Annotated in this window: 17 protein-coding genes, 1 tRNA gene and 2 pseudogenes; 11 read left to right on the top strand and 9 right to left on the bottom strand. The window is 68.4% G+C overall.

Going from position 1 to position 19234, the window contains the following annotated elements; translation table 11 throughout:
- The first annotated feature begins 18 nt into the window (after window positions 1-18).
- Window positions 19-348 (top strand): hypothetical protein, encoded by a 330-nt coding sequence (locus tag KME78_RS08045; protein WP_219528131.1) that lies wholly within the window; start codon window positions 19-21, stop codon window positions 346-348.
- Window positions 349-371: 23 nt separating this feature from the next.
- Window positions 372-770 carry a large conductance mechanosensitive channel protein MscL gene (gene mscL / locus KME78_RS08040; protein WP_219528130.1) on the top strand — a complete coding sequence of 133 codons (399 nt, stop codon included), beginning with the start codon at window positions 372-374 and terminating at the stop codon, window positions 768-770.
- Here mscL and KME78_RS08035 read toward each other — a convergent pair.
- A complete protein-coding gene (locus tag KME78_RS08035) occupies window positions 767-1786 on the bottom strand; it encodes a M15 family metallopeptidase (protein WP_246650610.1) in 1020 nt (339 codons plus the stop codon). The two genes, mscL and KME78_RS08035, sit on opposite strands and share 4 nt — an antisense overlap.
- Window positions 1787-2895: 1109 nt before the next feature.
- Here KME78_RS08035 and KME78_RS08030 point away from each other — a divergent pair.
- Window positions 2896-2971: transfer RNA gene (locus KME78_RS08030), tRNA-Arg, on the top strand.
- Window positions 2972-3116: 145 nt separating this feature from the next.
- Here KME78_RS08030 and KME78_RS08025 read toward each other — a convergent pair.
- Both KME78_RS08025 and KME78_RS08020 read right to left on the bottom strand, forming a co-directional pair.
- Window positions 3117-3986, bottom strand: coding sequence for an alpha/beta fold hydrolase (locus KME78_RS08025; protein WP_308126845.1), 870 nt, complete (start codon window positions 3984-3986; stop codon window positions 3117-3119).
- Between the two features lie 317 nt (window positions 3987-4303).
- Window positions 4304-5263: a GNAT family N-acetyltransferase gene (locus tag KME78_RS08020; protein ID WP_219528128.1), complete on the bottom strand. Its 960-nt coding sequence runs from the start codon at window positions 5261-5263 to the stop codon at window positions 4304-4306.
- A 239-nt stretch (window positions 5264-5502) separates the two neighbouring features.
- On the opposite strand from KME78_RS08020, the pseudogene KME78_RS08015 reads away from it, so the two are divergent.
- Window positions 5503-5649, top strand: a pseudogene (locus KME78_RS08015) (helix-turn-helix domain-containing protein); the annotation flags it as partial.
- A gap of 237 nt (window positions 5650-5886) precedes the next feature.
- Here the strand turns inward: KME78_RS08015 and KME78_RS08010 are convergent.
- The 6 genes and pseudogenes from KME78_RS08010 to KME78_RS07990 form a co-directional block, all read right to left on the bottom strand.
- Window positions 5887-6336: a group II truncated hemoglobin gene (locus KME78_RS08010; RefSeq protein ID WP_219528127.1), complete on the bottom strand. Its 450-nt coding sequence runs from the start codon at window positions 6334-6336 to the stop codon at window positions 5887-5889.
- The gene (locus KME78_RS08005; RefSeq protein ID WP_219528126.1) at window positions 6320-8008 is read right to left on the bottom strand and encodes a hypothetical protein; all 1689 of its coding nucleotides are present in this window, start codon (window positions 8006-8008) and stop codon (window positions 6320-6322) included. The genes KME78_RS08010 and KME78_RS08005 overlap by 17 nt, the downstream gene beginning before the upstream one ends.
- A 221-nt stretch (window positions 8009-8229) precedes the next feature.
- Window positions 8230-8387 (bottom strand): annotated as a pseudogene (locus KME78_RS68405) (IS701 family transposase); the annotation flags it as partial.
- Between the two features lie 210 nt (window positions 8388-8597).
- Window positions 8598-9140 carry a DUF6461 domain-containing protein gene (locus KME78_RS08000; RefSeq protein ID WP_219528125.1) on the bottom strand — a complete coding sequence of 181 codons (543 nt, stop codon included), beginning with the start codon at window positions 9138-9140 and terminating at the stop codon, window positions 8598-8600.
- Between the two features lie 382 nt (window positions 9141-9522).
- Complete coding sequence (locus KME78_RS07995) at window positions 9523-10806, bottom strand: MFS transporter (protein WP_219528124.1); 1284 nt, start codon at window positions 10804-10806, stop codon at window positions 9523-9525.
- A 289-nt stretch (window positions 10807-11095) separates the two neighbouring features.
- Window positions 11096-12034: a LysR family transcriptional regulator gene (locus KME78_RS07990; protein WP_308126844.1), complete on the bottom strand. Its 939-nt coding sequence runs from the start codon at window positions 12032-12034 to the stop codon at window positions 11096-11098.
- A gap of 238 nt (window positions 12035-12272) precedes the next feature.
- Between KME78_RS07990 and KME78_RS07985 the strand changes: the two genes are divergently transcribed.
- The 7 genes from KME78_RS07985 (at window position 12273) to KME78_RS07955 (ending at window position 19163) form a co-directional block, all read left to right on the top strand.
- Window positions 12273-13163: a fumarylacetoacetate hydrolase family protein gene (locus KME78_RS07985; RefSeq protein WP_308126843.1), complete on the top strand. Its 891-nt coding sequence runs from the start codon at window positions 12273-12275 to the stop codon at window positions 13161-13163.
- Complete coding sequence (locus KME78_RS07980; RefSeq protein ID WP_219528122.1) at window positions 13160-14131, top strand: cyclase family protein; 972 nt, start codon at window positions 13160-13162, stop codon at window positions 14129-14131. The genes KME78_RS07985 and KME78_RS07980 overlap by 4 nt, the downstream gene beginning before the upstream one ends.
- Before the next feature lie 23 nt (window positions 14132-14154).
- On the top strand, window positions 14155-15276 hold the full coding sequence (locus tag KME78_RS07975; protein WP_219528121.1) for an FAD-dependent oxidoreductase: 1122 nt from the start codon (window positions 14155-14157) through the stop codon (window positions 15274-15276).
- Entirely contained in the window at window positions 15273-16349 is a 1077-nt protein-coding gene (locus KME78_RS07970; protein ID WP_219528120.1) for an amidohydrolase family protein, read from the top strand. Before KME78_RS07975 ends, KME78_RS07970 begins: the two co-directional genes overlap by 4 nt.
- 21 nt (window positions 16350-16370) lie before the next feature.
- Window positions 16371-17309, top strand: a complete 939-nt coding sequence (locus KME78_RS07965) for a VOC family protein (RefSeq protein ID WP_219528119.1) — start codon at window positions 16371-16373, stop codon at window positions 17307-17309.
- A 103-nt stretch (window positions 17310-17412) separates the two neighbouring features.
- The gene (locus KME78_RS07960) at window positions 17413-18384 is read left to right on the top strand and encodes a fumarylacetoacetate hydrolase family protein (protein ID WP_219528118.1); all 972 of its coding nucleotides are present in this window, start codon (window positions 17413-17415) and stop codon (window positions 18382-18384) included.
- Window positions 18381-19163 carry an SDR family NAD(P)-dependent oxidoreductase gene (locus KME78_RS07955; protein WP_219528117.1) on the top strand — a complete coding sequence of 261 codons (783 nt, stop codon included), beginning with the start codon at window positions 18381-18383 and terminating at the stop codon, window positions 19161-19163. Before KME78_RS07960 ends, KME78_RS07955 begins: the two co-directional genes overlap by 4 nt.
- The last annotated feature ends 71 nt before the right edge of the window (window positions 19164-19234 follow it).

The raw sequence follows: 19234 nt of genomic DNA, 5'->3' as shown, positions 1-19234 counted from the left end.
CGCGTACTGGCCGGCGCCATGCGCAGAGGCGAGCCCCTCACCGACGTACGCCTGCTCCACTCACTCCCCTTGCCACCCGGCACGGTGGCCACCCCAGTACGCCTCGCCGACCCCGATACGGCCCAGCTGGTAGCCCCGGGCTCGACGATCGACGTCCTGGCCGCCTGGGAAGGCCAGCCGACGGCCCAACTGGTAGCCGACAACGTCACCGTCGTGACCATCCCCAAGGCCGACAACGACCACGGCGCCCTGATCGTCCTGGCCACCACCCCGTCCCAAGCAACCCAGCTGGCCGCCGCCCAGGCAGGCGGCCGGCTGTCCATCACCATCAATCATCACCCGCAGTAATCGTTCAACTACACTTTCAGACCATGAGTGGATTCAAGAAGTTCCTCATGCAGGGGAACGTCATCGACCTGGCCGTAGCAGTGGTCATCGGCGCGGCCTTCAACTCCATCGTCAGCTCGTTCGTGAGCCACCTGCTCACCCCGCTGATCTCTGCCTTCGGCGGGCTACCCGACTTCTCAAGCCTGAAGATCACCGTCGGCCGTGCCAACTTCATGTACGGCGAGTTCATCAACGCCGTGATCTCGTTCCTGCTGATCGCGGCGATCGTCTACTTCCTGGTCGTCAAGCCGTACAACCATTACAGAAATCGTGCCGCCACCAGAGCGGAGATCACCCATCGCAACTGCCCCGAGTGCCTGTCCGAGATCCCGAGCGCCGCCACCCGCTGCGCCCACTGCTGCGCCGAGGTCGCCCCCGCCTAAAGAACCGAGTCGATCTTCGGGTCGTACTCCCAATGCCATGGCTCGAACGGACTGCTGTACGCCCAGGACGGATGGAACCACCCATACTTCTTGGAGTTGTTCTCCATCCACACGAACTCCACCGACCGGAACCGCTCCACCCCGCCACAAAGGTCAACGGCCAGCCCGAGACCGTGGTTGCTCCGCCCCGGCACCGCCGCGAACCCCGGCCGCCGATAGTAAACAGACTGCTGCTCAGCCAGGCTGCGGTACGCGTCAGTCACGCACATCTGCTTACCGAAGCGCTTCCGGTAAGCCTCGTTCAAGCTGACGAAGGCGATCGTCGCATCAGCCCTGAGGCTCATCCCCTTCTGCTGCAACGGACACAACATCGCCTTCGGGATCAACCCATTCGGATACGAGTTAGCCGTGGCCGCCCGCAAGGGATTGCACCCCAGCGCCGCCCGCCCCACCTTGTCAACCTTGATGCCCAACTTCACCAGCGCCGCGGTCAACGACTTCACGATCTTGTCGGACCGCTGCCTGAGCGTGTCGACCTCCACCGCAATCTGCGCCTCAGCCAGCAGATTCGACGCCCGCAGTTCCTGCGCCTCAGCGGCCAGCCGCTCGGTCTCCTTGTAGAGCGTGCTGGTCTGCTCAACGACCTGCTGCCGATTCGCCACGATATGAGCGGTGTCGGCCATGGCCCGCAACGTCCCCGCATCAGCATCACCAGACAGGAACTGCGCGACCCCGTCGCCCCCGACCGGCTGCTCGTACAGCAACTCGGCCATCTGCGACACCGGCTGCCGAATCACGGCAAGCTTCCTCTCCGCTTCCTGCAGGGCGTTCAGCTTGCCGGTCAGCGTCTTCTCAGAGGTGGCGATGTCGTTCCGACGCTTCTCCAGCGCCTTGGTCGCGTCCTCAAGCTCCTTGGCCGACTTCTCGGCCTCCTTGCGGAGCTCGGTGAGGCCCGCCGGATCCCGCCGATCGGCGTGCGCCGGGGTGGCCACAGGCAGCCCGACCAGGGAAGTCATGGCCATGACAACCGCGATCAGACCCGCTGACCGAGGGGATGGCACCGTCGACTCCTCCGTTTGCAACTCCGTTACCAGGGTCCGGCACGCACGTTACTACAGCCCCTGGAGTGCCCGGACCGAACTCTGAAGAGTGTTATGACGCGTAAAAACCACTTTGTACGCCCACCACCCCTCCCGCCTGCCTTCATACGCTTGTCGCTCCAGGCACGACGGGCACATCTCAGACAGACACGCACACCCCTACGGCAGACCCATCTGAACGGACATTCAACCCATACGACAGACACCGGGACGCGTGATCCTCGGTGGGGCGCCCGTTCGGCATCCAGAGGGACGCTGAGGCAGTCCCCCAGGCAAGCAACTGCCGCGCAACTCACACTCGCATCAACGCGCACTCAGCTTCGGACGGCAGCCGGGCCTGACAAGCACCATCGTCAGCGACCACATCAAGCAGGCCACCCCTCCCACGGGCCGGCATCTCCTCCCTCAATTACCTCCTGCCTCCCGGTAGCCTCCTCGCCCTCATCCACCTCCCGCCCAGGCCGCCGCTTATGCTCCCGACACACCTCCCAAAGCCACGTATCCACCCACTCCCCCGCACACGCCCGCTCCTTATGCACAGGCTCGGCCGCACGCCGCTCCACGACGACCGGTGCAGAAGGCACCACCACTTCCGCCTGCTTCGGCGCCGGCTCCGGCGCAGGCGCGACAACCCGCACAATCTCCGGCACCACCCCCTCGTACCACCGTTCCGGCCGAGCAGGTGCAGGCACCAAAACCGGCTCAAACGCCACCCGAGCCACGACATCAACCCGCATCCCCTGCTGCGCCGCCGCCCGCTCGTACCCGGTGAGCTCCCCCGCCAACAACCCCCCAGCGAGGATCCCCGGCGCCGACACAGCCGCAATCAACACAACAGGCCGCCTACGCACCTGACTACGTCGCCTTCTGGTCACGGAGCCGACGGTATCCACGCGGGACGAGCAACAATCTGATCGCTTGCCATGCCTTTACTGCAGCTCAGAGCACCCATGACCAACCCCACCAAACTCACCCCCGCCCGACGTCCCACGCAGTGCCGTAGTTTCGCTAGGCTTACGGGGTCCGCCTCCGTAGCTCAGGGGATAGAGCACCGCTCTCCTAAAGCGGGTGCCGCAGGTTCGAATCCTGCCGGGGGCACCATTATCGATCAGCAGGAATAGGCCCCCGACCAGCATGAACGCCAGTCAGGGGCTTTGTTATCAGTCCGGCTGTCACCGGTCGTTTGCGACCAGCCTTCCCCAATGCCTCCCCAGCGTCGGTCATGCGCTGAGCGCGCTCATCCGCGTCACTTTGCTGTGTGCGTGAGGATGGCGGCGGCCAGTTCCTCGTGCGCCTCCGGCGGCAGGGTCTGCCCCATGCCTGCCACGATCGTCAGCCGCGCCTCCGGGATCTGCTCGGCGATGATCGCGCCGTGGCCCGGCTTGGCCGGCTCGTGGCTGCCCTCGATGACCAGTGTGGGCGCCTTCACCTGATGGAGCACGCCCACCGGCTCGAAGTCGGGCTTGGCCATGGCGGCCAGCCGGTGGTTGGCCACCGCCGACAGGTCGCGGGCCCGGCCGTGGATCCGTTCCTGCAGGCGCCGCGCCGCGTCCTCGTCGAACGGCAGCCCGGTGCCGTGCAGCAGGCGCTGCTCGGCGAGCATGGCGTCGATCCGCGCGTGCCGGTCCGCCGGTGGCGGGGCGGCCATCAGCGTACGGTAGAAGGCCACGAACTCCGGCGTCGGCTCCGGCAAGCTCCCCTCGAGCTGCGGCTGTCCCATCAGGGCCCGCATGATCACCTGGCCCTCGCCGCCACCGAGCGGGGAGGAGCCGATGACGGTCAGCGAGCGCACCCGCTCCGGCCGTTCCACGGCGACGAACTGGCCGAGCAGGCCGCCCGCCGAGTGGCAGACCAGGTGCGCGCTCTCCAGGCCGTGGGCGTCCATCACGCGGTACACGTCGTTCTTGATGTCGTCCCATGTGTACGGGTTCGCCGTGAAGTCCACGGTGCCCGACATGCCGGTGTCACGGTGGTCGTACCGGATCACCCGGCGGCCTCCGGCGGTCAGGCGGGCGATGAACTCTTCCGGCCACAGGATGCCCTGCGACATCGAACCCGTGATCAACAGGATCGGCGCGTCCGTCTCGGCGCCGAACTCTTCGCTCCAGATGTTCACGTTCTGCAGGTCTGCTCCAGATGTTTATGTTTTGCAGGTCTCAAGGCATGCCGTCTTCGGTTACGGGCGCCTTCTGTAGAACTCCGAGTCACGCCAGATCCGTACGGGAGCCGATGCCCGGCGACGTGGAGTGATGACGGCTCATCGCCGGATGTGCGCGGAGCCGCTCGAGCGCTTCGGTGGTCAGACTCTCCAGCCGAGGGCTGCGGTTGAGGAGCCACCCACCTGGGCAGGGTCTCCCGCATCCCAGGCACCACCGCTGAGATTTCTTGGCCCATTTCACAAGAATCGACATCGCCAGTCGGCGATCTATTGGATTAGGGCCGGAGGTCGTTGGAGAGGTTGATCCGGATCTCCGTGTTGCGGTAGCCGGCGCGCAGGAACGCGGCCGCCATCGGCGCGTTGCCGACGTCGGTGGTGGCGGTGACGCGCGGCTCTCCGTTGCCCGCGTGCATGCGGGTGATCTCGGCGAGTACCTCGTCCACGTATCCGCGCCCCCGGAACTCCGGGACCACCCCGAGATACCCCACATTCACGTTGTACGGAGTCGCCGAGGGGATCGCCATGCCCGCCACCTCGCCCTCATGCGTGTACGCGATCCGCCACCACTCTCGCTTGCCCGGCGCTCCGAGATAGAAGTCCATCTCTTCACGCGCGGTCGCCTCCACGCCCTTGGCCGCCACGTTCGTTCGGGTCTGGAAGTCCAGGCTGCCCTCGGCGATCCTCGCGAACACCGCCAGGAACTCCTCATCGGACGCCTTGGCGAACCGCAGCGCCCCGGCCACCGGAGGCACCCCGTCGGCCGGCGCCCACTCGAACTGCAGCCGCTCCACCTCCCGGGTAAGGCCGGCCGCGTGTGCCGCCGCCCGCCGCCATTCCACGGCCGCCGAGGTGGCCGGATCGTCCCGCCAGCCGCCCGCCGCCTTGATCGCGTACTGCACCGGCCGCTGGAACACCGCCAGCGCGGCCCTGATCAGTTCGGCGGCGACCGCTGTGCGCTCACCCATGGCGGGATCCACGTCGAGGCAGTCGAGCGCGACCGGGTACGCGCTGTCCCTCGGCCCCCACCACAGCGCCCGTCCCACGACCTGGTCTCCGACCTCGGCGATCCACGTCCACTCCGGCCGGTACATGTTCTCGGCCAGTTCCGCGAGGTAACGGTCGGCCGGGATCCAGCCGACGGGCTCGGTCACGACCCACGCGGTCACCCGGTCGAGCTCCGCAGGGACGATCGCACGGTAGGAGATCAGTGGCCCTGGCCGTTGCGAGATGGACATGTGCACCCCTTTGGGCTGTTCGTAACGAGCTGTGGCTGTGCGGGGCGGGATTCCGCGCCCTGATGAGCGGGACACGCACCGGCACCCACCCCCCTTGCATCGAGGAGGCATCATACGGGACGTCCCGTATGGCATCTAGCGTTAGGCAGAGGCGCCGCCATTGTCAAACGGGTCGTCCCGTTTTATAAACTGACACCGCGAATGCCCGCCACCTCTCCGACGCCCGCACCGAAACGATCATGAACACTACGCTCGACCTGGCCCGAGAGGTCGGCTACGCCAAACTCAGCATCGAGGCGGTCGCCGCCCGGGCCGGCGTCGGCAAGGACACCATCTACCGCCGATGGCCATCCAAGGCCCTGCAGTTCCTCGACGCGGTCCTCAGCTCGAGAGCTCGCCTGACTCCTAAAGCTGGCGCCCCAGGTTCGAATCCTGCCGGGGCACTCTGCTCCACCAGGAATTTTGCCCTCTGATCTGCGGCTTCTCGGCCGCAGGTCTCCTTCGCGCCAGGGCCCTCTTAGGTCACCCCTATGCAGCCGTAGGACCTTGATCACGGGATATATGCGGGATGATCTTTGGCGTATTTCCCCTGGTCAACTTCCGGTTTCTGGCGAACATGCGGGTTACCGCTGTAGTCCATCCCATGACCATCGCGGAATCTTCAGTCCCTCCGGAACATCGTCGGCGGACTCGTGATGACGAGACATCGTCGTCGTGGTGGCCCAGGCGAAGTAGTCGTGCAGCACCTGCCGGAGCGGCTCGGCCGTGCTCAGCCCCACATCCTCCAAAGCCTGATCGAAACAGGCGATCGCCCCACGGTCCATCTCCTCGTGCGGGCCGTTGCCGCTGTGGATCCGTACGACCGATGTCTCGTCTCCATACGCATCGGAGTAGGTGGTCGGTCCGCCGAGCGCCTCAGCCCAGTATGCAGCCAGCCGCTCGCTGTGCTGGGGATGGTAGCCATGGCTGAACGCGTGACTGACCACGTCGTCGGCCATCACCCTGGAATGCCACGCCTCGGCCAACCGGAGCAGGCCCTTGCCGCCACCCGCGGCCTCATACACGCTCTGCATGTTCCGAGGATGCCAGGGTCGGCGCAAATGACCCATGCTCGTCACCGTACGACCGCCGTCGGCGAGCTCTTACCGCTGTCGGGGAGGTGAGGTCCTGGATGCGCTGAAGCAGCTCCAACTCGTCCTGCGCCAGTTCAGCGCCGAACAGCCGCCGCGTCTCCGGCTGCAGTGCCCGCGCCTTGCGCGCCTGGCGCAGTGTGGTGGCGATGAGGGCGACCTTCCGCCGGTACCACCATGAGCGCACGAGCCCAGGCGCGGCGAATGCTCGCTGGCCGGCCTCGACGCCCAGCTTGGCGACGCTGGCCGGGCTCCCGGTGACGGCGGCCTCGCTCGCCGTTTTGACCAGGGACCAGACAACCTCTGTGGCACCCTGCCGATCCCCGAACTCCCGCTTGAGCAGCGCCCCGTAGCGCGTCACCTCGCCGATGAGCTGCCGCACTTCGCCTGCTTCCTCCGCCTCATGGAGTGAGGCCAGGTGGGCGCGGAATCTGCGGGCGTGGTCAGACAGCCGCAGAGACTGGGTGACCGCCATCACGTCCTCGGCCTTGGCGCTCTCGCGCAGGACACGGCCCAAAAAGAGGGGCAGGGCGGCGAAGGCGGGCCGGCCGTAGAAGTCATTCAGCGACACGATCTGCGCCGAGGTCATCCGCTCTGCGGCATCGACCATGCGCTCCTCGAGGGAGATCTCCGCGAAGGAGCCCTTCCTGAAGAACTTCCAGCAGACGGGTACACGGAACAGGTCTGGCCGATAGGGAGCGCCCAGTACCTCGGAGGCCATGATGTACAGGTGCGCGCGGACGATCATGGACTTGTCGAACTGATGTAGCTCGCGCATCCGCGCCTGCTTCCGGTGCTCCCACGAACTGGTTCCGGCCAGCCGGGAATACCGCTCGACGAATGTGATGTGCGCTTCGGCGGCGTCGTCGTCCGCGCCGAGCGTTCCCAGCACCGTGCCGTCGGAGGCGGGCTGGTCCGGGCCAATGATCATTTGGCCCAGCTCGCTCATCATCTCGCCCCAGCCATATGTGAGGTTATGGAGCCCGGGCGCGCGACGCTTCAGGAACCGATTGACCCGCGATCGGGCTTGGTCCTTGACGCCGGCCAGCTGTGCGTCGTGTGTCTTCCTCAACTCGGTGAGATATGCCGCCAATTCCTGGTCCGGTGTTGGGCTCACGAGCGTCCGGAGGTGCTCGTCGGCCCGGCGCAGCGGAGAGACCGTCTCCGGGACACCGGCCAAGAACCGCATGAGTTCCAGGACCATAGACGGCCGCGGGACACTCCACTGCTCGTCGAGCTCTTCCTGGCTGAGTCGCTTCAGGTCGGCCAGGTCGGGAAACTCCATGCCCACATAGGCGTCGACCAGTTCGGGAACGTGGTGGCGCTGCACGACCACCCCGTCGCCCCACAGCTCGGCAGCTTCGAGCAGCGGGCCGTCCCCGTACGTTGTGCTCAGAACGATGACCTGGTCGTGCAGGATCACCGACTCCACCAAGGTAGAGAGCGCGGCCAGATTCACCGCGTTGGGTCTATCGGCCCGTGTTACCAATCGCGTGGCGGCGACCAGCGTCGTACCGTCGAGAAGCACTGCCTTCACGGGCCCTCCGGGGAAGGGGGTGGCATCGCGCGGAGCCAGATCTGCCGTGACCATACCCGCCGGGGCTGGGCTGGTCATCCTTCAAGGATCCGCGCTGTGGCAGCGCATCCCTTCCTGTGCTGCGAGCAGGCACGGATTGGCCCATCGAACCTGAGCAAGTGGGAGCCCCTCTCTGCCGCCCCCACCCGGCCCCTTCCTGAATCAACAAGTCCAAGATCAACGTACCGAGGAAACTCGCAGCGAGCGCGTCGGCGATCCTTCGCTTGGCAGCCTGCCATTTTGCGGACGTGAACAGGACAATCCCCGCTCACCCAGGTCGCCTGCCCGCCCGCGTCCAGCGCGGCCAGGATTATCTGGGTGGCCAGGGCGGGCTTGGTGGCAAAGCTCATCCCGTCCGGGATCCCGGCCGTCTGACAGCGGTCCGGGCGGCCAGCCAGGTGCGCTCGGGCAGGTAGAGTCACCAGCAGCAGGTCGGCTACGTGCTCGCCGTTGGCATCGATCTGCCCCTGTTGCGTGGCCGGGCCGAACCCGCTGGGCACGTGCTGGATCGGCTGCTCGCCCACCGTGAGGCGGCCATGTGTGACCGCCGGGACCGCCGCGAACAGATAGCCCGCCGGCGCGTCGGTCGGCAGGCCGGCAACGTGCCGCACTGGCTGAGCGTGGGCCGTCAGGAGGTGGGTCTGATGCAGGAGTGCTGCGCCTCGAACCAGTCGGTGGCGATGTCGGTTCCCGTGAAGCGCCCGATCAGGGCCAAGGCTGAGCTGACGCTCTCCTCCCGGTCCACGCGGTCGTCGTAGACGTCGTCAGCGCTGATCTGGAAGCGCAGCCCGTCCATCAGGTGATCGAGCGCGTGCGGGTCGTCGCCGAAGCGTGACTCCGGTTGGGAGGGGCTGAAAGAGGTCACCAGGCGCCCGTCGCGGGCGTAATGGAGATAGTCCCTGTTACTGATGTCCGTGCTGAGGCCGAAGGCCTCGCGGCCGTCTGCGGTGATGGACAGCAGGTGCTCGCGGTCGGCAGTCGCCGGCACGATGCTGATCCAGTCCCCGACCTCGGCGAGCCAAAGGGATCCGTCGTCGATGTTCTGGTCGAGGATCTCACTCAGGTGGCACGGGGTGCGGGTGGAGAGGTCCAGCTGGTAGATCGGGGCGAGGGCGTCGAGGTCCGCTCCCTTGATCCAGATGGCGCTGAATCCCAGCGCCCACAGATCCATGTCGCCGTCGAGCCCTCCGTGAAGAGGGTCGAGGCCAGAAGGTCGTGCAGGTAGGTCGGTGACTGCATGGCCGCCTCTCGGGAGGAGGGGGCATCCGACGGGATGCCCCCTCCTCAAAGGTGAGTTATGGGTTGTCTTGCTTGATTGTCACGAAGAAGGCGTTGGCGGGCCGGTTCTGCAGGCCCCTATGAACAGCAGCTCACCGCCCTGCACACCGTCAGGAACGCCTGGTGCGTCATACCCGGCTTGCGACGGATGGCGGCGATCAGTGTCAGCTTCTTTCGTTTCTCCGGTGGAGCGAGTGGCTATCGGCATCGCGGGGATATCCGCGATGCCGATCTCGACGGGTGTGGTTTTGGTGGCGGATAGGCGCCGCGTCAGGTCAGCCCGCCGTCTGCTGGATCGGTGCCGGGGCGGCCGTCCGGCGGCGCCGGGCGGTGAGGCCGAGTGCGGCGGTGGCGACGGCCCCGGCGAGGGCGAGTACGCCCAGGGCGTTCGCCAGGGTGCCGACAGCGGAGGTGAGCGCGAGGACCACGAGCGGGCAGATGAACTGGCCGAGGAAGAAGGAGCCCGTCCACAGGCCGGTGCCGCGGCCGCGGTCGGCGTAGCGGAGCTTGGACATGGCGAGGGTGAGCAGGCTCGGCAGCATGATGCCGCTGCCGAGGCAGTTGATCACGGCACCGATGGTCAGTACGACGGGGTTGGGGGCGAGCCAGATCACCGCGAAGCCGAGGGCGCACAGGCCGAAGGCGGTGGGCAGCCAGGCTTGCGGGCTGCGGCCGGTCTTGGCGAAGACGACGGCGCCGATCACGACCGCGGCACTGGAGCTGGCTGTGGTCAGTCCGATCAGGCCGGAGTTGCTCACGCCCATGTCGTTCAGGAGGAACGCCATCTCCACCTGGACGGTGTAGAAGAGGATGGCGCCGAAGAGGGTCAGCGCGCATGTGCCGGCCAGCAGACGCCAGGGGAAGGGCCGCTTGGCCATCGGTTCCGCGGCGGTGGGGGCGGGCTCGTTCGCGCGGTCGGCCGACCGGGGCTGCGACAGGAAGGCGGCCATGGCAGGGGCGAGCAGCAGGCTCACGCCGTAGGCCCAGAACGGTGCGCGCCAGCCGGCTGATCCGGCCGCGCCGCCCAGCACGAAGAAGGCCGTCGCGGAGATCGAGGCGCACATCGTCTGCATCGCGAGGTAGCGATCGCGTTGCCGGCCGGAGTAGTAGTCGCCGATCAGTGTGGTGCAGCAGGTCATGATGGCGGCCTCGGCGACGCCGACGAGGGCGCGGCCGGCGACGATGGCGCCGAGGGAGTCCAGCCACAGGGGTGCGGTGCCGAGGATCGCGTACAGCACGGTCGAGACGATGAGGAGGCGTTTGCGGCCGAGCCGGTCGACGAGGACGCCGGCGAAGGGGGCCAGCAGTGCCAGGGAGAGGGCGGGGATGGTCAGGGCCATGGGGACGAGCGCGTCGACGCCCGGTACGTCGGCGAAGTGGTCGTGCATCTGTGGCAGGACGGGGGCGATGAGCACGGCGCCCAGGATGGGCAGACAGGCGCCGGCCATCAGCAGCGTGAGGCGAAGCCGGTGGCCGGGGCCGGACACGGTCTGCTCGGACCGGCCGTCTGCGACAGCTTCGGACGGCGGGGAAGGGAGCGGGGGCACGGGTGCGGACATGTGGGAACTCCACGTGGCATGTCGGGAGGGGGACGGGGCGGTGCGGCCGTCGTGGTCGGACCGTCCGGTACCGTGGCGGGTTCGGAGCAGGGTGCCGATGACTGCCGGGCGTCGCGGCGGGTCGGCTCACCGGGCGCCTGCGCGGTCCCGATAGCGGGTGATGGTGGGACTCCGGCGCCGGGTTGAGACGACTATGGGTCACCGGACAGGTCCTGCCTAGCCCTCATCCGATCGATATCGAATATGTGGATCATCTAGGACCTGGATACTTGGCACCTGTAGGAGCCCGCTATCTCGTGGCGATACGGCCGGGCTGGGAAGCGGCCAGCTCCGCGCCCACGCGGGCCGCGGTCTCGCGCAGCCAGATGTGAGCCGCGTCGTGGGTGTGCACCGGGTGCCACCACAGTGCCTCCTGGAGAGGGACCGCCCCGTAGGGCGGTTCCATGAGGCGTACGGCGGCCACCCCGCGCAGCAGCTCGGCCAGGCGCTGCTGTACCAGGGCGATCCGGCGGGTGCCTGCGACCAGGAACGGCAGCGCCTGGAAGCTGTCGACGGAGATCTCCACGCGGGGTTCGACACCGAGCATGATCAGCTGCCGGGCGGCCGGAGCGTCGTAGGCACGCTGGTAGACGACCCAGGGCAGCCGTGCCAGGTCGTCCATGGTCAGCTGGTCGGCGACCTCGTCGTTCGTCTCGGCCACCAGGAAGACCCAGCGGTCGGTGAACAGGTCGACGGCGGGGAATCCGCTGATGATGCCGTGCGGCATCATCAGCCCATCGGCTGTGCTGAGCAGCGGTGTCGTGTTCTCCGTGACGTCGATGGGCGTCCGCTGGAAGCGCAGCCGTACCCCCGGGGCCTCGGCGTGCACGGTCCGGGTGAGCTCGGCGCCGAACACGGCGAGGGCGTAGTCGGAGGTGAGCAGGGTGAACTCGTGCTCCTCGCTGCCCGGGGCGAAGTCGGCCCTGCTGCTGAAGACCCGTTCCAGCAGGTCGCAGGCGGTCGAGGTGCGGTCCAGCAGAGCGCGACCGAGGGCGGTCAGTTCGTACTGTTTGCCGACGCGCGCGAGCAGGTCGTCGTCGAAGTGCCGGCGCAGGCGGGCGAGGGCCGCGCTCATCGCCGGCTGACTGAGCCCGACGCGCTGCCCGGCGCGGGTGACGTTGCGTTCCTCCAGCAGGGCCCGCAGGGACAGGACGAGATTGAGATCGAGGCCGGAGAGGGACACGGACACGACGCCTCCAGAGCGAGGCCGCTTGCGGCAGCAGCATTTACGCAACAGATGATCAACATCTAAAGAATCTATTTCCCAGATTACGCGGTGGGGGTCACATTGGTCTCACCGCAATCTGGAGGACATTCCCGTGAAACCCGCAGCCGCTTCCGCGTCCTTCTCCGGGCCCTTCGCCCTTGGCGTCCTCTCCGCCCCTGACCAGGTGTCTTTTCCCGGTCTTGTGATCCCGGGGGGGCGCGTGCTGGATCTTCCCACGGCCTTCGGACAGCCGGCCTTGACGACCCGGGGGATCCTCGAGCGCTGGGACGAGATGCTCCCTCGCCTGCACGAGCTCGCGGCCGACGAGACGGCCGACTGGCGACCGTTGGAGCACCTGCGGGCGCACGCGCCGGTCGAGCCCCGCCAGGTCTTCCAGTCCGGCGCCAACTACCGGCAGCACGTGATCGACCTGGAGGTCGCCCACCGCGCCCCCGACGACCCCCGCACCGCGGAGGAGGCGCGCGCGGAGATCGCCGCGGTCATGGACCGGCGAGCGGCCGAGGACCTGCCGTACGTGTTCATCGGTCTGCCGAGCGCGATCTCCGGCCCCTTCGATGACGTCGTACTTCCGGACTGGGCCGAACAGCCGGACTGGGAGCTGGAGTTGGCGGCCGTCATCGCCAAGCCAGCCTACGGGGTGACGGTTGAGAAGGCCCTGGAGTACGTCGCCGGCTACACCATCGCCAACGACCTCACCGACCGCGCCACCGTCTTCCGCCGGGACATGAAGGCCATCGGCACCGACTGGCTGCGCTGCAAGAACGCTCCCGGTTTCACCCCGCTCGGCCCGTGGATCGTGCCCGCCGAGTCGATCGCCGACCCGGGTGACCTGCGGGTCAACCTGAAGCTCAACGGCGAGACCATGCAGGACGAGTCCACCAAGGACATGCTCTTCGGCATCGCGCGACTGGTGTCGTACATCTCCCAGACCTCCCGGCTCCTGCCCGGCGACCTGGTGCTCACCGGCAGTCCGGCCGGCAACGGCATGCACTGGGGACGGCTGCTGCGCGACGGCGACGTCATGGAGGGCTCGATCACGGGCCTGGGCGCGCAGCGCACCCGCTGCGTCGCGGAGAGGACCGCGTCGTGACGGCCCCGCTCGACCCCACGGACGCTGAGGGTGCGATCACCGAGGCCGCCAAGAGGTATTCCAACTGGGGGCGTTGGGGCGAGGACGACGTGCTCGGCACGCTGAACTTCCTCGACGAGGCCAAGCGCCGCGAGGGTGCGGCACTGGTCCGCCGGGGCGTGAGTTTCTCGCTGTCGCAGCCGTTCGACATGAATGGGCCGCAGAAGGGCTGGCGCCGCCGCACCAACCCCGTCCACACCATGCTGGACACGGGAACGGACGCGGCGCTGGGCAACCAGGGCTTTCCGCACGGCATCGGCGGCGCGGACGACGTGATCGCGATGCCGCTGCAGTGCTCCACTCAGTGGGACGGGCTCGGGCACATCTTCGACCACGGCAAGGCATGGAACGGACGCGACGCTGCGAAGACCGTCACCTCGGACGGCGATCTGGTCACCGGCATCGAGCACATGGCCCCGTACGTCGCCGGGCGTGGAGTCCTCCTCGACGTCGGCCGGGTGGTCGGCGACGAACACGGAGAACTGCCGGACGGTTTCGCGATCACCGAGGAACACCTGACCGCGACGGCCGAGGCGCACTGCGTGGCCGTCGGCCGTGGTGACATCGTCGTCGTCCGGACCGGGCGGCTGGCGTGCGCCCGCCGCGAGGGCTGGGGCGACTACGCGGGCGGAGACTCTCCCGGTCTGTCCTTCACCGCTGCCGGCTGGCTGCACGCGAGCGAGATCGCCGCGATCGCCACCGACACGTGGGGCTTCGAGGTACGGCCGAACGAGTTCGACGGCGCCTTCCAGCCGCTGCACCAGGTCGTCATTCCCAACATGGGCCTGCTGATCGGCGAGATGTGGGACCCCGACGCTCTCGCGGACGACTGCGCCTGCGACGGCGTGTACGAGTTCTGGCTCACCGCCGCACCCCTGCCCATCACCGGAGCCGTCGGCTCCCCCGTCAATCCGGTCGCCGTCAAGTGACCTGCCCAACAAAGGAGTTGGCCATGGAAGCAAAGAGAGTCCTGGTCATCGGAGGGGGCACCTCCGGCAACGTCATGACCGTGCTGCTGCTGCGGGCCGGCATCGACGTCGACCTCGTCGAGGCCAGGCCGGACTGGAACGTACGCGGCTCCGGCATCACTCTTCAGGGCAACGCCCTGCGCGTGCTGCGCGAGATCGGCGTCTGGGACGAGGTCCGCGAGCACGGCTTCGGCTTCGACTCCCTGGGGCTGACGACGCCTGACGGCACCGTGCTGCACGTCGGCGAGGTCCTCCGCACCGGCGGAGACGACCTCCCCGCCACCCTGGGCATGCAGCGCCCGGTGCTCCAGCGCATCCTCGTCGACGCCGTCCGGGCATCCGGCGCGAACGTCCGGCTCGGCACCATCGCGGAGATCCTCTCCGAGGACGACACGTCAGTGACCGTCCGCCTCAGTGACGGCAGCGAGGGCCGCTACGACCTCGTCGTGGCCGCCGACGGCCTGCACTCCGCGACCCGCGCCGCCATCGGCATCGACGTCAAACCCGAGCCGACCGGCATGGCCATCTGGCGTGTCCCGGCGCCCCGCCCGGCCGGAGTGGAGTGCAGCGCCCTCTCCCACGGCGGGCCCTGCTACATCGCCGGTTACACGCCCACCAGCGAGGACACGATCTACGCCTATCTGGTGGAGCCCAGCCGCGACCGCGCCACGATCCCGCCCGAGTCCTACGCGCAGGAGATGCGCCGCCTCGCCGAGGGCTACGGCGGTGCCTGGGACGAGATCCGCGACTCGATCACCGACCCGGCGCAGGTGAACTACACCTGGTTCGACCGGATGCTGGTCGAGGGGTCCTGGCACCGGGGCCGGGTCGTCCTCATCGGCGACGCCGCGCACTGCTGCCCGCCCACGATGGCCCAGGGCGCGGCGATGGCCATGGAGGACGCCTGGGTGCTGTCCCAGCTGCTGACCAGCGGATCCGCGTGGGACGAGGAACTGCTCACGCGCTACTACGAGCGGCGGATCGACCGGGTGCGGATGATCGTGGAAGCGTCCGTGCAGATAGGGCAGTGGCAGCTCGAGGGTGTGCCCGGTGACGTGCCCGGGCTGCTGGACGCCACCATGCCGGTGCTCAAGGAACTGCCGTGACGGCCCACCCTCCCCGAGCTACCGCTGGGAGGTGCGCCCAGCCCGACCACCGCCCCTCGCCGAGCGCTGACGCGCGCCCTTCCCCGACTGTCGACGTACACGCGCACGTCTTGATCCCCGAGGTCGAGGCCCTGGTGGCCGGCCTGCCGGGCCTGGCGGAGGCCAGGGCCCTCGACGCCCGCCGCAACGGGCCCGCGGCCCAGGCCATCAGCGGCCCCATGGTCGCCGAGCGCCTCCCAAGGCTGACGGACGTTGCCGTACGACTGGCCGCGATGGACGCGCAGGGTGTGGACGTCCAGTTGGTCAGCCCGTCGCCCTCGCACTACCACTACTGGGCGGACGAGGAGACGGCGGAGAAGGTGTACCGCCTCGCCAACGAGGCGACGGCCGCCCACTGCGCCCAGGCTCCCGGCCGTCTGCACGGTCTGGGGCTCGTCCCCATGCAGCACCCGGAGTCGGCGGTGCGCGCGCTCGAACTCGCCGTGGGCATGGGCCTGTTGGGCGTCGAGATCTCCTCGCACGCGCCGGGCCGGGAGCTGTCGGATCCGGCGTACGAACCCTTCTGGACCCGGGCCGAGGAGACGGGCGCGATCCTCTTCCTGCACCCCTTCGGTTGCACGCTCGACGAGCGCCTCGACCAGTGGTACCTGTCCAACACCGTCGGCCAGCCCACCGAGAACGCCGTCGCCCTCTCGCACCTGATCTTCTCCGGGGTGCTGGACCGCCACCCGGAGCTGAAGCTGATCGCCGCGCACGGGGGCGGCTATCTGCCCACCCACATCGGTCGCGCCGACCACGCCTGGTCGGCCCGCTCCGACGCGGGCGCGGCCTGCGCCCACCTGCCCAGCAGCTACCTCAAGCGCTTGTACTTCGACTCCCTGGTCCACGACCCGCAGGTACTGCGGGCGCTGATCGGCGTGGTCGGCGCGGACCGTGTGCTGCTCGGCTCCGATTTCCCCTTCGACATGGGCACCGAGGACCCCGTCGGCGCGCTGCGCGCCGCACGCCTGCCCGACGACGACTTCAACGCAGTGCGCGGTGGCAACGCGACGACGCTGCTGCGCCTCACCTGACCCCGCACAGGAGAACCCGCCATGAGCGCACGCCTGCTCACCCATCTGCGGCACGTCGACCTCGCCATGCCCGACTACGACAAGCAGCTCGACTTCTACGCCGGCGTCTGGGGCCTGACCAAGGTCGCCGAGGACTCCGGGATCTCCTTCCTCGCCGCTGAGGGCAGCCCCGAGCAGTACGTGGTACGGCTGCGCAAGGCCGAGGAGAAGCGCCTCGATCTCGTCTCGTACGGCGCCGCGAGCGCGGCGGACGTGGACACCCTGGCCGAACAACTCCTCGTGGGAGGAATGCAGTTGATCTCCCAGCCGAGCAAGATCGACGCACCCGGAGGCGGCTACGGCTTCCGCTTCTTCGACGTCGACGGCCGCACCATCGAAGTTTCCGCCGATGTGGACGTACGGCAGCACCGCAAGATCGAGGAGAAGGAGTCGATCCCGGTCAAGCTGTCGCACGTCGTGCTGAACTCGCCGGACCTGGCCAGGACCCGCGAGTGGTACGAGCGCCAGCTGGGCTTCCGCCTCTCCGACACACTCAGCTCGCCGCACATGGGCGAGGTCATGCACTTCATGCGGATCTCCAACCAGCACCACTCCATGGCCATCGCCAAGGGCCCGCACACCTCCCTGCACCACGTCTCCTTCGAGATGCGCGGCCTGGACGAGTACATGCGCGGCTCCGGCCGCGTGATCCGCGCCGGCTTCAAGAAGGTCTGGGGTCCGGGCCGGCACTTGGCGGGCGACAACACGTTCACGTACTTCCTGGACCCGCACGGCAACACCGTCGAGTACACGACGGAACTGGAGCTGCTGGACGAGGACACCTGGCACCCCCACGTCTACGACTTCTCCCAGCCCGAGGTCACCGACCAGTGGGGCACCGCCAACCCCATGAACGAACTGGTCGCCAAGGAGTCCTTCAACGATGTAGACCGCGGCTGCTTCGCCGCCCCGCCGGTCTGATCCCGCTCGAACACCGGGACGCGGTAGCCCTGTCAACCGACCTGGCACTCGCCGCGCCCCCGCCTTCCCCGCTTTCGAAGACCGCCGGAGCCTGGAGCCGTGCATGCGTTTCGCCACCTATGAACACCGACACCAGCGCCGGGTCGCGGTCGTGGAGGAGGACGGCACCCTCCACCCTGTTCCCGGGGCGCGCTCGCTCACGGAGCTGATCCGCTCCGGCGACGGACTCGACGCGCTCCTGCGCGCCGGCGCCGCCACGCTCGACGTCCCGCCGGGCCCTCACGTGTCCGAGGTGCGGCTGCTGCCACCGATTCAGCCGCCCACTGTGCGGGACTTCGTCACCTTCGAGGAACACGTCGAAGGGGTACGGCGGTCCGTGGACGGCGTGGGCGGGGTGCCCGAAGCCTGGTACGACGCCCCGACGTTCTACTTCACCAACCCGTACGCCGTCATCGGCGCCTACGACAACGTCCCGGTGCCGCCGGGCAGCGAAGTCCTCGACTTCGAGCTGGAGGTCGCCGCCGTCATCGGCCAGGAGGGGCGGGACCTGACGCCAGAACAGTCACGGGACCACATCATCGGCTACACGGTCTTCAACGACTGGTCGGCCCGCGACCTGCAGTCCCGCGAGATGCAGGTCCGCCTCGGCCCGTGCAAGGGCAAGGACACGGCCGCCACTCTCGGCCCGTACCTGGTCACCGCCGACGAGCTGGAGCCGTACCGCGACACCGACGGCTTTCTGCGCCTGGCGCTGACCGCCTCGGTGAACGGCGAGGTCGTCGGCAAGGACCTGCTGTCCAACATGAGCTGGACCTTCGAGGAGATGGTCGCCTACGCCTCGCGGGGCACCGTCGTCCGCCCCGGCGACGTGCTCGGCTCCGGCACCTGCGGCAACGGCGGCTGCCTCGCCGAGCTGTGGGGCGTCCGGGGTGAGCAGTCCCCGCCCCCACTGAAGCCGGGCGACACCGTCACCCTCACCGTGGAGGGCATCGGCACCGTCTCCAACACCGTGGTCGCGGGCAGGGATCCGGAGCCGCTGCCAACCGCCCGCCGCCGCAGCCGGGAGCGGCCGTGAACGACCTGCACCCCAAGAGGCTCCTCGGCAAGGTCGTCGTCGTCACCGGCGCCGCGCGCGGCCAGGGCGCCGCCGAGGCCGAGGCCCTGACCCGCGAGGGCGCCCGCGTCATCGCCACCGACGTGGCTCGGGCCCCCGGCTGCCGCCGTCTCGACGTCACCGACGAGGAGCACTGGGCGGAGCTGGCCGCCGAACTGCGGGAGTCGTACGGCCAGGTGCACGGCCTGGTCAACAACGCGGGCATCACCTGGCGCGCCCGCCTCGGCGATGTGACCCCCGACGACTTCGCCCGCGTCCACGCCGTCAACGTAACCGGCCCGCTGCTGGGCATCCAGCACATGGCGCCGCTGATGCCGCCCGGCTCGTCCATCGTCAACGTCGGCTCCACCGCCGCGCTCAGCGGCCACTACCCGGTCGCCTACACGACCAGCAAATGGGCGCTGCGCGGTCTGTCGAAGACCGCCGCCACGGAGCTGGGCTCGCGAGGCATCCGCGTCAACACGATCCATCCCGGCTTCATCGAGACCGAGATGACCGCCTCCGCCGCGCCCGCCTTCCGTGAGGCGAACATCCGCGAGACCCCTCTCGGCCGCACCGGCACGGTGGACGAGGTCGCCCCGCTCGTGGTCTTCCTCCTGTCCGACGAGTCCTCCTTCATCACCGGCGCTGAGATCCCGGTCGACGGCGGACTCACCGCGCACGGCGGCGTCAAGTCCATCTCGGATGCTCTGGGTTCGACTGCTGAGGGTTCGGCTGTTTCGAGTTCGGAGGGGAATTGAAACGCGGGAAGGGAAGGTACGCGCCGCGCGATGACGTGCAGTCTGCCAAACCGATCTTTCATGACATAGTG

It is taken from the genome of Nonomuraea guangzhouensis (assembly GCF_019396345.1).
Taxonomy (GTDB): domain Bacteria; phylum Actinomycetota; class Actinomycetes; order Streptosporangiales; family Streptosporangiaceae; genus Nonomuraea; species Nonomuraea guangzhouensis.
Note: the sequence above shows the minus strand (reverse complement) of the source record. Positions and strands in the feature narration are given on the sequence as shown.